We start from the raw sequence: 13,507 nt of genomic DNA, 5'->3' as shown, positions 1-13,507 counted from the left end.
CGATGCCGGCGGCGGCCGATTCCCGCTAGGCTCGGGGCATCGAGTGAACCTGCTGGGTGCTATTGGGCAAAAGGGGAATGAGCCATGGAATCGACAACAGCCATCATGGGCGCAGTCCTGGTGCTTATCGCGTTGATCGGTTGCGGGGTTTTCGATCGCAAGCCCAAGGGCTAGCGTTCGGGCGGAACTGCACGGGCCGGGGTCCGGGTGGAGGTTTTTCCTTCACCTGGACCCCGGCTTTTCGCGTTGGCTAGTTGCCCAGGTAGTGGCGGATTCCCGCCAGGGCGGCCCGTACCCCCGAATCCAATGCGCCACGGTATTCGGGCAGGAAGAACGGGGAGTGGTTGCCAGCCGGTGCTGGATCCTGCGGGTCGGCACCGCCGAACATCCAGAACACGTTCGGCACGCCGATGGCATCACCCAGGGAGCCGAAGTCCTCGGACCCCATGAGCGGCGGCACCAGGCGGACCTGCTCCTGCCCGAATTCCCCGCGCAGTGCGCCCACGACGTTGCCGGTCTGCTCCGGGTCGTTGTACAGCCGCGGGAAGGTGTAGAGCTGCTCGATCTTCGGCTGCGGAGCACCGGAGGCCTGCGCCTCGGCATTGATGATGCGGGTGACCGCATCCAGCACCTTCTCGCGGACCGGTTCGGTGAGCGTGCGGATGTTCAGCGTGAGCACCGCAGTGTCCGGGATGATGTTTTCCTTCAGGCCCGCATGGAACGAGCCGCAGGTGACCACGGCGGAATCCAGCGGATGCACTTCGCGCGAGGTGATGGTCTGCAGCCGGGTGATGATATTGGCTCCCAGGACAATCGGGTCGATGGAATCCTGCGGCTGGGAACCATGGGCCTGCTTGCCGTAGAGGGTAACCTCCAGCGAGTTGGCCATCGCCATCGCCGATTCCGGGGTGATGTGGATGATTCCCGTGGGGAAGGGGAAGACATGCTGGCCGAGGACTGCTGATGGCCGCGGAGCCCGCTCCCACAGGCCATCGGCGAGCATGGCGGCGGCTCCGGCGCTGGTTTCCTCGCCGGGCTGGAAGATGAACACCACGGTGCCGGCCCACTGGCCGGTGCTGCGGGCCAGCACGCGGGCCGCGCCCAGGGCGCTGGCCACGTGGGTGTCGTGGCCGCAGCCGTGCATCACCGGCACTTCGGTGCCATCAGCCAGCAGGCCCCTGGCGGTGGAGGCGTAGTCCACCTTGGTGTCCTCGGCGATGGGCAACCCGTCGCTGTCGGCGCGGAAGGCCACCACTGGCCCCTCGCCGTTGCGCAGGATGCCCACCACACCGGTGCCGCCGCAGCGGAAGTGCTCGATGCCCAGGTCTTCGAGCCTGGACTCGATGAACGCGGCCGTGTTGTGCTCCTGCATGGACAGCTCCGGGGTGCGGTGCAGGTGCAGGTAGTCCTCGTGCAGGGTTTGGGTTTCGGTTTCGGTGAGCCCGAAGGTGTTCAGCATGGAATGATCCTCTAGCTTTCTGCGGTGTAGATTTTCTTGCGGTCGCGCAGGACCCAGGAGAAGACGATGGAGCTGATGACCACGATGGCGGTGGCGAACATGCCCACCGCTGGTGCCGCCGGAACGACCACGAAGTTCATGGCCTGGGCCAACGCCAGGGCGATGATGGTGGGGCGCAGCGACTTCATTGCCACGATGCTCTGGACCAGCACGGCACCCATCAGCGAAGGCAGGATGTACAGGCGGGCCACCTCGATGACTTCGAGGGGGATCATGGAAACAAGCCAGGTGCCCAGCAGGCCGACGAACAGCAGCAAGCTGGTCAGGTGGACGGTTGCTGCACCGCAGATGGCCATGACCGCGGCTAGGTCGCCGCGTTTGGATCCGGGCTTGGCGCCAATGGTGGATTGGGCCACGATCGCCGCCGGAAGCAGCTTATTGGAGATGTTGCCGATCATGAACGCCTGGTACATGGCTGCCGAACCGAGGATGGGGAAGTAGGTCAGCGGTTCGACGATCCACAGCACGCCGAAGGTTGCACCCACGGCGAGGAAGGCGACCCAAATCATGGACGGGGTGATCTGCAGACCGCTGAAGAAGGCGATGTAGATCGGGCCGATCAGCGAGAGCACCAGTCCGATGAGCATGGTGATCGAGCCGTAGCGCGACGTCTGCTTCTCGAATCGCGCCATTGATGCGTCGGCGCCGGTCAATTGGGGTGTCGTAGTCATGATTGGTCCTTAGGCGGTGTGCAGGAAGTAGGCGGCGACGATGGAAACGACGATGGAAATGCCCAAGGCCCATTCCTTGAGCCATTTGATGTTCAGCACCTTGGCCAGGTACAAGCACAAGCCCATGCAGGCTGCGGAGATTCCCACCAGAATTGCGTGGATGCTGGATTTCGGCAGTTCGGCAATGGTCAGTGCGGAGAACGCGCCGAGCAGGGCCGCGGTGGGGATCAGCGCCATGATTGCCGGGTTGCGCTTGGACATGGACGCGCCGCCCTTTTTCAGCAGCGGGGTCATGATCAGCGTGCAGATCATCCACATGGCGCCGGACAGGCTCATGGCCAAGAAGGCGACTCCGAAGACCTGCTGGGTGTATCTGCCTCCACCGAGGGACGCACCCATGGTGCTGGCCGCGATACTCGCAGAACCGGTTTCAGCCGCGGCGGAGCCGATCAGGCCGATGCGTACCAGGACCGCGGGTGTGCCGAAAAGGGCCAGCAGTGCGATAGCTACCAGGACCACCGCCAGGGACGGGCCGATGGACGCGACCATGCCGGCACGGAAGGATTCCTTGACTTCGTTGAGCGGCATGTCCACATGCGGAGCTGCCTTCTTCGCCGCCCGCGAATACAAGATGCACTGCACGAAGATGACAGCGAAGACACCCAGCGCGCAAAGCCAGAGGACCGGCGAGTTGGCCAGAGCCCAGATGTCGGTTGATCCGGGATCACCTGCTGCCATGACGAGTTGCGGATTCATGAGTGCTCCTTGGGTTGGAAACAGTGGATGTGAGCTGGATCTCTATCGAGTACCAACGATCCGGGATTAGAATGTTTCTGGCAAGATATGAATTGATTAGCCATAAATCTGGCCAAATCCTCCAAAACACCCCAATTGCACGAGTGGAACTTGGGAATTTAGACGAAATAATCTGAACTTTTTCCATATGAATTGCAGTGGTACCGGCGCCATGCGGCGGTTGTGGCCTGAAAGCAGGAATCATGTCCGATTTAAGCATCCTCAGCGACCTGGAACGGCAAATCATCGTCGCCTTGCAGGTCGACGGCCGCGCGACTTGGCGCAAGATCGCCCGGGTGATTGGCGAACCGGAACGTACCGTTGCCCGCTACGGTTCAGCCCTGCTCGAGCAGGGGAAGGTGAAGATCGCGGCTATTGCCCATCGCGCCGGCGCCGTGATTGCCTCGGTGAGCTGCGCGCCCGGAACGATCCCGGTAGCCAGCCAAGCGCTGTCCGCGCGAACCGACACCAGCTTCACCTATATGGTCACCGGTGAAAGCGACGTCGTCAGCGAACTGCACTACGACGGCGGGTTGCAGGACATCCTGACGTTGCAGCTTCCGGCCACCCCGGGCCTGAGCAATATCCAGATCTACCCGATCCTGAAATACTTCAAGACCATTCGCGCATGGCGCGGCGCGGCACTGAGCAATGCGCAGGAAACGGCTTTGGCCCCCAGCACCGGAGGGGAACTGACCACGTGGAACCCCGTCGGAGAGCTGGGGGACAGCGATCACCTCATCATCGACGTGCTGCGCAAGGACGGCAGGGCAAGCATCGAAACTATCTCGCGCCAAGTGCGCCTGAGCGAAACCTCGGTCTCCCGCCGGCTGGATTGGTTGCTGCGCGGCGAGCACATCTCCATTCGTGCGCTGGTTGATCCCGCGCTGATGGGATTCAAGGTCGAAGCGCTGCTCTGGGTCCAGGTCTCCCCGGCCCATGTGGATGCGTTGGGGACCCTGCTCACCAGCCTGCCGCAGGTGAGGTATGTTGCCGCGGTGGCTGGCGATGCCCAATTGCTCGTGGACGTCACGGTGCCAACCCAGCGGGATCTCTACGAATTCATTGCCAAGACGAAATGGGGCGAAATGGTCCAGCTGCGCACCTCGATGGTGCTCGGTGCCCGCAAACGCGGCGGTCAGCTGGCCGGCGCCTGAACAGGCCGGCGGATAAGGTGTTCAGCAACAATTCACCGGTTTTTCGCTCCCGCAGCCGAGGGGGGCCAGCGGCGGTAAACGCAAGGTGAACACTTCCCCGAAAGGCGATAATAATGCGTAATATCGTCTCAACGGTTCGGAACCGCTTCGGAAGTGGCATAGTCTCACGATACCGGGCGGCATGGCTTCGCTCGCGCTGTTAACAACCAGTTAACGCTGCAGGGGTGAAAGGAATACCGGCAACCGTGAGCAAGAGGTTGACCTACGGGACGAACCAGGGAACGGCTACGCCTGAAAGCGCGTGGCGCAAACGCAAGGACGCCTGGGAGCACTTGGGCTATGTGCTCAGCGAGATCTCTTCTGAATACCAGGAGGAAGACCGCCGCACGGAGCACGAACTGGAGGCCGGCCGGTTGCTGGGGCTGCTGGCAGCCATAGAACCGTACTGGGCGAATCCCGGCATCGAATACTTCAACGAGGTTTCCCGGCTCATGTCCGGCGGGCAGTACGAAGATGCCATGAAGCTGGTCTACCAAGCGAACCAGACCTTCAGGACGCTGACCCAGTACATCGACCTTGAAGGCCATGACGAGGCGGAACAGGATCCATCCCAGCTGGGCAACGGTGCACCTGGCAACGCCAGGGTGCAGGCACCGATGGTGGAAATCCTGCTGGTGGATAATGGCCCGGCGGAGGAGATTGAGCTTTTCAAGGAAGAAATCGCCGAACAGCGCCAGCGCACCGATCCGTTCCACTACAACTTCGTGGTGGTGCCCAGCGTGGAAGATGCCTTGGCCGCGATCCTGATCAATCCCGGCATCCAGTCCGTCGTGCTCACCGCACGCTTTGATGTGCGCACGCGCCGCCGGCTTTCCTCGACGCTCAAGAATTTCATTGCCCGGCGGATGGAAGGCTATTTCCAATCCACTAGGCAGATCCAGGGCCTGCTGGATCTGGAAAACATCCTCGATGAACTGCGCCCCGAAGTCCCGGTGTACCTGATCGCCGGGGTCGCCCTGGAATCGATTGCCCACGAGATCACCGGGCGTTTCCGCCGGATCTTCTCGCGCAATGACCGGATGGATCTGCACCTGTCGATTGTCTCGGAAGTGCTCGAACGCTACCAGACCCCGTTCTTCAACGCGCTGCAGAAGTACGCCAAGCGGCCTGGCGGGGTCTTCCACGCCATGCCGATCTCCCGCGCAGGTTCGGTGCAGAACTCCCCATGGGCCAGGGACCTGGTGGACTTCTATGGCAAGAACCTGCTGCTGGCCGAAACCTCGGCCACCTCCGGCGGGCTCGATTCCCTCCTGGACCCGCAAAGTTCCATCAAGAAGGCCCACGAGCTGGCGGCCCGGGCTTTTGGCAGCCACCGCACCTACTTCGTCACCAATGGCACGTCGACCGCCAACAAGATCGTGCACCAGTCGATTCTCGCTCCGGGGGACATCGTGCTGGTGGACCGCAACTGCCACAAGTCCCACCACTACTCGCTGGTACTCGCCGGGGCGAACGTCAGCTACCTGGAGGCCTACCCGCTCAACGAGCATTCGATGTACGGGGCGGTGCCGCTGGAGGAGATCAAGGGACGGCTGCTGCAACTGCGCCGCGAGGGCCTGCTGCACAAGGTCAAGATGCTGACCTTGACCAACTGCACCTTCGACGGGATCATCTACGACCCGCGCCGGGTGATGGAAGAATGCCTGGCCATCAAGCCGGATTTGGTGTTCCTCTGGGACGAGGCCTGGTTCGCCTTCGCAGGATTCCACCCGGTGTACCGCCAGCGCACCGCCATGACCGTGGCGGCCGTGCTCGAAAAGCAGCTGCAGACCGCGGATTACCACCAGCGCTACGCCGCGCAGCGTGCGGCCCTTCCATCACCGGGCACCGTGGAGCACCCGGAGAATGACCAGGCCTGGCTGGACACCCGGTTGATTCCGGATCCGGAGCAGGTCCGCTTGCGGGTGTACTCCACCCAGTCCACGCATAAGACCCTGACCTCGTTGCGCCAGGGCTCGATGATCCACATCTACGACCAGGACTTCGCGGTGCGCAACCTCAACGCCTTCCGCGAGGCCTACATGACCCACACCTCCACCTCGCCGAACTACCAGATCCTCGCTTCGCTGGATATCGGCCGCCGCCAGGCCGAGCTGGAAGGCTACGCGCTGGTGCAGCGCCAGGTCGATTTGGCGCAGTCGATTTCGCGGGCCATGGCGCGCAACGAGCTGCTGGGCAAGTATTTCAAGATCCTGCACTCGACGGACCTAATCCCGCAGAAGTACCGCCGGTCCACCACGCAGAACCCGGTGCGCGACGGCCTGGCAGCCTGGGACGAAGCCTGGGCAGAAGACGAGTTCGTGGTGGACCCCTCACGCCTGACCCTGGACATCAGCCGCACGGGCGTGGACGGGGACACATTCAAGCACGAGTACCTGATGGATGGGCATTCGATCCAGGTCAACAAGACCGGCCGCACCTCGGTGCTGCTGATGACCAATATCGGCACCACCCGTTCGGCCGTGGCGCACCTGATCGAGGTGCTGGTGAAGATCGCGGAGGAACTGGACCGCAAACGCCGCCTGGATGGGAGAGTGCTGGCGCTGGGCAAGAAGCCTGCAGCCGAACAGATTCCGTTGCCGGACTTCAGCGCCTTCGCTCCTGAATTCGCAGGAGGCGGTGGAAGCGGGGACATGCGCTCGGCCTACTACCTGACCTACCAGGACCCGGCGACGCATTTCCTGTCCTCCGCGCAGATCCGCACCCAGCTGGTGAACGGAGAACGCGTGGTGTCGGCGGTATTCGTCACCCCGTACCCGCCGGGATTCCCGGTGCTGGTCCCCGGCCAGGTCATTACCCTGTGCATTCTGGATTACATGGACCGATTGGACACCCGCGAAATCCACGGTTACCACCAGGATCTGGGCTACCAGGTGTTCACCTGCGAAGCCCTGGAACAGATCGCGGCGCAGCAGCCCTGAGCGGGTTGAGCGGCTTGCCTTGAACGCAGCTTGCGAACCCACCCGGCATCCCCGGGTGGGTTCCGGCTTCCGCGGCGAAGAACGCTGCACGCAAGAACAGTTGCCGTCACGACCCGAAAGGCCCTGATTCGCGCACCGAATGCGCAAATCAGGGCCTGAATCGTAAGCAGCCCTAAGGCTGTATTTTCCGTCCGGCCAGATGCGCCGAGATCGCCTCGAACGCACGAATGGTCGGGAACAGCTTGGAAGCATCCTGCGGCAGCGGCCAGCTGGACAGCTTGACCGCGACCAGCTTGGTCGCCGGATCCATATAGATCATCTGGCCATGGATGCCCAGGGCCACCGCGGCCCCGGTGGCAGGGTTCGGGAACCAGATCTGGTTCCGGTAGTGCCCGCCGGGCATCATGTTGTCGCCCGGGGACTGGGCGAACGCCTGGACCAGCGCGGGATCGGTGGCGAAGGTGTCGGCGATCCATGCCTCGGAGAGAACCTGCTTGCCGGTCAGCGCACGCCCGCCATTGACATAGAGATGGCCGAAACGCGCCAAATCGCGCAGGCAGGCGTTGAATCCGCCGTCGAACATTCCGGTGCCGAATTGGTCAACGCCCATCACCAGATCCTGCTGGGCACCGAGCTTGGACCAGACATAATCCGAAAGCAGTTCCTGCAGCGGGGCGCCGCCGGCGGCTTCCAGCACCCAGCCCAGGGCGTCGGTCTCGCAGGAACGGTATTCGAAGACCCCGCCGTGCGGTCCCTTGGCCTGCAGGGTCAGCAAGAACTCGTACATCCCGATAGGCCCGATGCCGCCACGCGACGGGGCCCAGCCGATGGCCTCCTCCAGCTGGCGCACCTCGGCATTGGGATCCAGATACTCTTCGGAGAATTTGATCCCGGAGCGCATATCCAGCAGGTCGCGCACCCGGGCGCCGGCATAGCCGCTGCGTTCCAACGCCGGCACGTAGGTGGCTACCGCCTGCTCGGTATCAAGCATTCCGGCGTCCACCAGCGCCCCGGCCAGGGAACCCACCAGGGTCTTGCTGACCGACATCAGCAGATGATCGGTCAGCGAGGTCATGGTGTTGTAGTACTTCTCCCAGAGGATCCGTCCATTGTGCATGACCAGCACGGCGTCGGTATTGGTCGCGTGCATTACCCCGCGCACGGTCAGCGCCGGGTCGGTAATGCTCGCCTTGGCCACTTCCAGTTTGCCCAGCTTCTCCTCGGCCAGGTGCAGCCTGACGATCGGGCCATCGCCGCGCGAGACCTTCACGGTGGGATGGATCCTGGCGATGTTCTGGAATGAGCGCTTGATATTCTGCGGGTACTGCCAGGTGGCGATGTTCAGCGCCTTGCTGGGAGGACCTGCCAAGTTGGCCGCCATGTGCCCGGCGGCATCAGTCGCTTCAGTTGCCATGCTCTGATGGCGGAACGTCAATTCCCTTGTATTGGGATCGGATGCAGGAGATGAAGTGCTTGGCATCGATGCTGAGCTTGGTTTTCTTCTTGCCTTCGTACTGCAGCTTGGCCTTGGTGACCAGGACCCCAAGATCGGCTCCCTTCCATCGGTAATCCTCTACGCCGTAGATGCGCAGGAAGAATGCTTCCTTGTGGGTCTGCAGCTGGTGCCAGTCCAATGCGGAACGGGAAAATTGCAGCTTGCCGCGCGAGTCGAGGTAATAGTTTCCGGTGCGTGGGGCATGGGTGATGTACTGCAGGATGTCATCGGTTTCCTTGATGATCATGTGGCTCCAGACATCAGCCCCGCTCATCTCTTCCCAGCGAGCATTGATCTCGTCAACGTCCAGCTCGAATTCCACATCAAGGAATTCAAGCAGGTGGAAGAGGAACAGCGGCACGTCGGCATAGGCTCCGGCGGTGACGTTGGTGATGGCGCTAGCCCCGGAGATGCGCGGGTTCAGTTCGCCCAGGTACACCTCGTCGGTGTCGGTGTCCACCAGCACGTCCACCTCGAAGAAGCCGCGGTAGCCGGTGTCCTTCAGACCGTTGCCCACCTTGCGGACCAGATCGATGGCGCGCGAACGCTGCGAGTCGGTGATCACATCCGGGTGCATCTCATTGCCGCACCAGCCGCCCTTGTACGGAGTCAGTTCCTTGTAGCCGGCCAGTTCGGTCAGGATCGGCCCCACCACCGTGCCGCATTCGGTCAGCACTGCCTCAACGGCTACCGGCTGGTTGTTGATGCGCTTCATGATCTTGAGCTGTTCGCCGATGATGTTCTTGGCATGCGCCTTGAACTGCGCCTTCGAGTCGATGAAGAAGGTCGTCTTGCCCGAATCCCCGTAGGGGGTCTGGACGACCAGGTCCTTGCCCAGGCCGGCTTCCCCGGCCAGTTCCATGAGCTCGTCGTAGTTATCGGCGGTGCCCAGCACGTTGGGCACCGATGGTGCGCCGGCGGCATTGCCCAGCTTGGTGGTAACGATCTTCGAGTCCAGTTCGGTGCGCAAGGCGGCCGAGGGCAGGATCAGGTCGTAGCCCAGTTCCTCGCAGATTGATTCGGTTTCCTCGTCGAAGAAGACCATCGCGATCTTCGGCCGGGGACCGCCCGGGGTGCACTGGGAATCGATGTATTCGCGGACCTCGGAGTTCTCCAGCAGCCAGTTGTTGATCTCTTCGGCGCTCTGGAAATCGACATAGGGCTTCTCGGCGGGGGTGAAGACCCGCGGGTGGTGGCCGTCCCAGCCGTCGTAGTAGGTGATGTAGCTGAATTTGCGGACCCATCGGTCAAGGCCCAGCAGATTGACCGGGGTGGCGCCGAGGAAGAATATCGGAGTGGTATTGGTGCGGAAGAAATGGCGAACTTCGCTCATGTTCTTCAGCTTGCGGTCCATGCGCAGGACCTTGGCCGGGAGATTCTCGGGTTCGGACTCGTTGTAGGCCGCGTCGACGGCGACGTTGGCGCTGAGCTGATCGGTAACAACGCGCGCCTTGTGGCGCAGCTTGTCCAGATCGCTGGGTTTGGGCATGCGGTGGCGAGAAGCCGGGGCGTGGGCTTCAAGAATGTTGGCCATGATGTGGAGATGTCCTTTGAAACTGTCCGAAGAAGGGCGGTTGCACGGCACAATGCGTGACAGTTTCATGCTCAGCGCTCATCGTAAGCACCGGCACACGTTCTGCTTAACGCGTGGTGAACATTGAGCCCGCCCCCGCCGATGCGGCCTGTGACTTGGCATGCAACGGCAGGTTCGGGCTCAAAGCTAGGTAAAGGTTACTCCTTATTGCGGTAACTGGCGGCTGCTAGCCAGACACCGTCGATGCGAAATCCAGCTGCTGGAATTCGAATCCGGCCTGCTGCAAGACTTCGCTGGTGACCTTGCGGCCGGTCAACGCGACCCGGGCATTGGATCCCATGACCGCGGCGCCGATCTTGGGCAGCACCGACCCGGTGGGCAGGCCAGGCAACCCCGCGATGGATCGCAAGGCGGCCATGACCTCGGCATTGCGCAGCGGCTTCGGGCTGGCGGCATGAACCAGGCCGGCAGGGATGGAGGGCTCTTCGAAGCCGAGCAGGCAACGGATCAAGCGCAGCCAGTCTTCCAGCCCAATCCAGCTGAACCATTGCTTGCCGTCCCCCAGCGGACCGCCCATGCCGGTATTCACCAGCAGGTTCAGCGGGCCAAGCAGGGGAGCATCGGGGTGCATCACCAGCGAGGTGCGCAAGAGATAGCGCTGCTCGGCGTTGACCGCGGCTTCGGCGAAGGCCTGCTCCCATGCCGAAGCGACCCCGGTCATTTCCGGCAGGGCGCGCTGGTCGCTGGGCACGGGGCTGGACTCGGTCAGCTCTTCCTCGCCGGCGTCACCGAAGATGGCGGTGGTGCTGGCCTGGATCCAGGTGGCCAGCTGGGGCGCCGAGGCTGCGGCTTCGGCCAGGGTCTTAGTGGAGGCCACGCGCGAGTCGGTGAGCGCTGCGATGTTCTCCGGGGTGTTGCGCTTATCGACGCGCTCGCCGGCCAGATTGACCAGGTGCACCGGGTTCTTGCTGGACAGCGCACGGGCCCAGGGCCCCTGGTGCACGCCATCCCAGCTGTACTGCTCGGCAGGGAAATCATTTTCCGGGTTGCGGGTCAGCACCGATACGGAAATGCCGCGGCAGACCAGATCGGCGACGAGGTTGCGGCCAAGGAATCCGCGACCGCCGGAGATCACCACATGGGCATCGCGTTTGCGGTGCGCACCCGGGGCGATGATCCGGTACAGGCGGGCCGCCGCGATGGCGAAGTCCTTGCACAGGGCGTTGGCCACGGTGAATTTGAAAGCGGTGGTGCCCGGGCCGTTGAGCTCAGCGGTGAAGTGCAGCACGGATCCGTGCTCATGGGGCTCTACCTGCCAGCGCAAGACCATTTCACCGGCCGGCTGCGGCTGGGTGAACTCCACCATGAGGGTGTCCTGGTTGCGCCGGGTGATGGAGCCCGAAGGCGCGGTGCTGCGGTGCAACGGGCCGAAGAATTTGCCCGGCGGCAGCAGGTCCACCTTGGTGCCCACGCCGCGCTGGTCGTCATGCACGACGAAGCCGTCGAAGCTCTTCATCCACTGGCCGGTCTGCGACAGGTTGCCCACGATCGAGTAGACGGCCTGCGGGCCAGCGGCCAGGAACTGCGACTCGGTGCGCTGCCAGTGCGTGAATTTACTCGTGGTGCTCATCTTGGAATAGTTCCTTCCAGCTCGGTTTCTCGGGCATAGCTCTAGGCTACTGTGCCCGGTGCACTTCGGCAGGATAGACATCGAAGCCTGCCTGAACTGTTACACCAGAGTCCGGGAACGGGAAAAGCTCCCTTGGTCCATGCGGACCAAGGGAGCTTTGCATCGGTGCGTTGGCTAGGCGGTAACCTTCGCGCCGACTTCCTGTTCCATTTCGGTGAACTCGGCATCGATGGTCGGGTTCGGGCGGTAGGTTGCCCGGGAAACCAGCCATGCGACAACCAGTGCGGCGATGAAGCCCGGGACGATCTCGTACATGGCCGCGGACAGCGGCTTGACGTTGCCCCAGATGAACACCACGACGGCGCCAGTGACCATGCCGGCGAAACCGCCTACGGCGGTCAGCTTGCGCCAGTACAGGGCCAGCAGGACGACCGGGCCGAAGGCGGCGCCGAAGCCCGCCCACGCGAAGGAGACCAGCTTGAGAATGGACGAGCCAGGGTCCAGCGCCAGCAGGGCCGCGATTACGGCCACCAGCAGCACGCCGGAGCGGCCCAGCATGACCAGGGCCTTGGGCGAAGCCTTGCGGCCGGTGATGTTGTAGAGGTCCTCCACCAGTGCCGAGGAGCAGACGATCAGCTGCGAGGACATGGTGGACATGATGGCCGCCAGCACAGCGGCGAGCACCAGGCCGGCGATCAGCGGGTGGAAGAAGATCTGGCTCAGCAGCAGGAAGACAGTTTCGCTGCTGGCCTTGTCCAGTGGCTGATCGGCGAAGTACGCGACGCCGATCAAAGCGGTGGCGACGGCGCCCAGGGTGGTCAGGAACATCCAGCCGATGCCGATGCGCCGTGCGGTCTTCGCTTCGCCCGGGGTGCGCAGCGCCATGAAGCGCACGATGATGTGCGGCTGGCCGAAGTAGCCCAGGCCCCACGCTGCGGTGGAGAAGATGGCCACGGCGGCCAGGATCGCGCTGTTGTCGCTGAAGGAGGAGAACAGGTTGAACGCTTCGGGATTGACTTCGGTGACCTTCGAGGTGATGTCCCCGATGCTGCCGATCTGGATGACTGCCACAATTGGCACGGCAATCAGTGCGGCGAACATCAGCACGCCCTGGACCATATCGGTCAAGGATGCTCCGAGGAAGCCGCCGAACAGGGTGTAGAGCAAGGTGATTCCTGCCACGAAGAACATGCCCGCAAGGTACTGCCAGCCGAAGGAAGCCTCGAAGAACTTGCCTGCAGCCACCATTCCCGAGGATACGTAGAAGGTGAAGAACACCAGGATGATCACCGATGCGCCGATGCGCAGCAGGTGGCTGTTGTCCTTCAGGCGCTTTTCGAAGAAGCTCGGGATGGTGATGGCGTTCTGCGAGATCGCGGTGTAGGAACGCAGCCGCGGGGCGACGAACTTCCAGTTCAGCCACGCGCCGATGAGCAGACCGATGCCGATCCATGCTTCGTGCAAGCCACCGAGGTAGATGGCGCCGGGCAGGCCCATGAGCAGCCAGCCGGACATGTCGGATGCGCCTGCGGAAAGGGCTGCGACCCACGGCTTCAGGCCGCGGTCGGCCAGCATGTAATCGTCAATGTTGTTGGTGCGGCGATATGCAATATAGCCGATGCCAAGCATGGCGGCCATGTAAATTGCGATCGCAATCATCTGGAAAGTCTGGTCGGACATTTTTCCTCATTACCGTTTGTGCCTGGGGCTTTTCTCAGCCGCCAT

Annotated in this window: 9 protein-coding genes; 2 read left to right on the top strand and 7 right to left on the bottom strand. The window is 62.7% G+C overall.

The genetic code is table 11. The features are described 5' to 3' along the window. Positions 1-250 precede the first annotated feature (250 nt). From ACWICV_RS07770 to ACWICV_RS07760, 3 genes are read right to left on the bottom strand one after another with little or no spacing between them, the layout of a single operon-like run. A complete protein-coding gene (locus ACWICV_RS07770) occupies positions 251-1,459 on the bottom strand; it encodes an amidohydrolase (RefSeq protein ID WP_454090519.1) in 1,209 nt (402 codons plus the stop codon). An 11-nt stretch (positions 1,460-1,470) separates the two neighbouring features. After that, positions 1,471-2,190, bottom strand: a complete 720-nt coding sequence (locus ACWICV_RS07765) for a hypothetical protein (RefSeq protein WP_454090520.1) — start codon at positions 2,188-2,190, stop codon at positions 1,471-1,473. Positions 2,191-2,199: 9 nt separating this feature from the next. After that, positions 2,200-2,946, bottom strand: coding sequence for a DUF5058 family protein (locus tag ACWICV_RS07760; RefSeq protein ID WP_454090521.1), 747 nt, complete (start codon positions 2,944-2,946; stop codon positions 2,200-2,202). 242 nt (positions 2,947-3,188) lie between these two features. On the opposite strand from ACWICV_RS07760, the gene ACWICV_RS07755 reads away from it, so the two are divergent. Both ACWICV_RS07755 and ACWICV_RS07750 read left to right on the top strand, forming a co-directional pair. Next, a complete protein-coding gene (locus tag ACWICV_RS07755; RefSeq protein WP_454090522.1) occupies positions 3,189-4,142 on the top strand; it encodes an Lrp/AsnC family transcriptional regulator in 954 nt (317 codons plus the stop codon). A gap of 245 nt (positions 4,143-4,387) precedes the next feature. Then, a complete protein-coding gene (locus ACWICV_RS07750) occupies positions 4,388-7,123 on the top strand; it encodes an aminotransferase class I/II-fold pyridoxal phosphate-dependent enzyme (RefSeq protein WP_454090523.1) in 2,736 nt (911 codons plus the stop codon). Between the two features lie 172 nt (positions 7,124-7,295). Here ACWICV_RS07750 and ACWICV_RS07745 read toward each other — a convergent pair whose 3' ends face one another. From ACWICV_RS07745 to putP, 4 genes are all read right to left on the bottom strand, one after another. Then, positions 7,296-8,537 carry a serine hydrolase domain-containing protein gene (locus tag ACWICV_RS07745; RefSeq protein WP_105658879.1) on the bottom strand — a complete coding sequence of 414 codons (1,242 nt, stop codon included), beginning with the start codon at positions 8,535-8,537 and terminating at the stop codon, positions 7,296-7,298. Continuing rightward, entirely contained in the window at positions 8,527-10,152 is a 1,626-nt protein-coding gene (locus ACWICV_RS07740) for a biotin carboxylase (RefSeq protein WP_454090524.1), read from the bottom strand. The genes ACWICV_RS07745 and ACWICV_RS07740 overlap by 11 nt, the downstream gene beginning before the upstream one ends. 226 nt (positions 10,153-10,378) lie before the next feature. Further along, positions 10,379-11,782, bottom strand: a complete 1,404-nt coding sequence (locus ACWICV_RS07735) for an NAD-dependent epimerase/dehydratase family protein (RefSeq protein WP_454090525.1) — start codon at positions 11,780-11,782, stop codon at positions 10,379-10,381. A gap of 174 nt (positions 11,783-11,956) precedes the next feature. After that, complete coding sequence (gene putP, locus ACWICV_RS07730) at positions 11,957-13,462, bottom strand: sodium/proline symporter PutP (protein ID WP_402473508.1); 1,506 nt, start codon at positions 13,460-13,462, stop codon at positions 11,957-11,959. Between the last annotated feature and the right edge of the window lie 45 nt (positions 13,463-13,507).

The organism is Glutamicibacter sp. NPDC055354, assembly GCF_053644955.1.
Note: the sequence above shows the minus strand (reverse complement) of the source record. Positions and strands in the feature narration are given on the sequence as shown.

Bases quoted from the DNA above. Each gene is read 5' to 3' on its own strand.
- ACWICV_RS07735 (WP_454090525.1), bottom strand. From the start codon at position 11,782: ATGAGCACCACGAGTAAATTCACGCACTGGCAGCGCACCGAGTCGCAG.
- ACWICV_RS07770 (WP_454090519.1), bottom strand. From the start codon at position 1,459: ATGCTGAACACCTTCGGGCTCACCGAAACCGAAACCCAAACCCTGCAC.
- ACWICV_RS07760 (WP_454090521.1), bottom strand. From the start codon at position 2,946: ATGAATCCGCAACTCGTCATGGCAGCAGGTGATCCCGGATCAACCGAC.
- ACWICV_RS07765 (WP_454090520.1), bottom strand. From the start codon at position 2,190: ATGACTACGACACCCCAATTGACCGGCGCCGACGCATCAATGGCGCGA.
- ACWICV_RS07755 (WP_454090522.1), top strand. From the start codon at position 3,189: ATGTCCGATTTAAGCATCCTCAGCGACCTGGAACGGCAAATCATCGTC.
- ACWICV_RS07740 (WP_454090524.1), bottom strand. From the start codon at position 10,152: ATGGCCAACATTCTTGAAGCCCACGCCCCGGCTTCTCGCCACCGCATG.
- putP (WP_402473508.1), bottom strand. From the start codon at position 13,462: ATGTCCGACCAGACTTTCCAGATGATTGCGATCGCAATTTACATGGCC.
- ACWICV_RS07745 (WP_105658879.1), bottom strand. From the start codon at position 8,537: ATGGCAACTGAAGCGACTGATGCCGCCGGGCACATGGCGGCCAACTTG.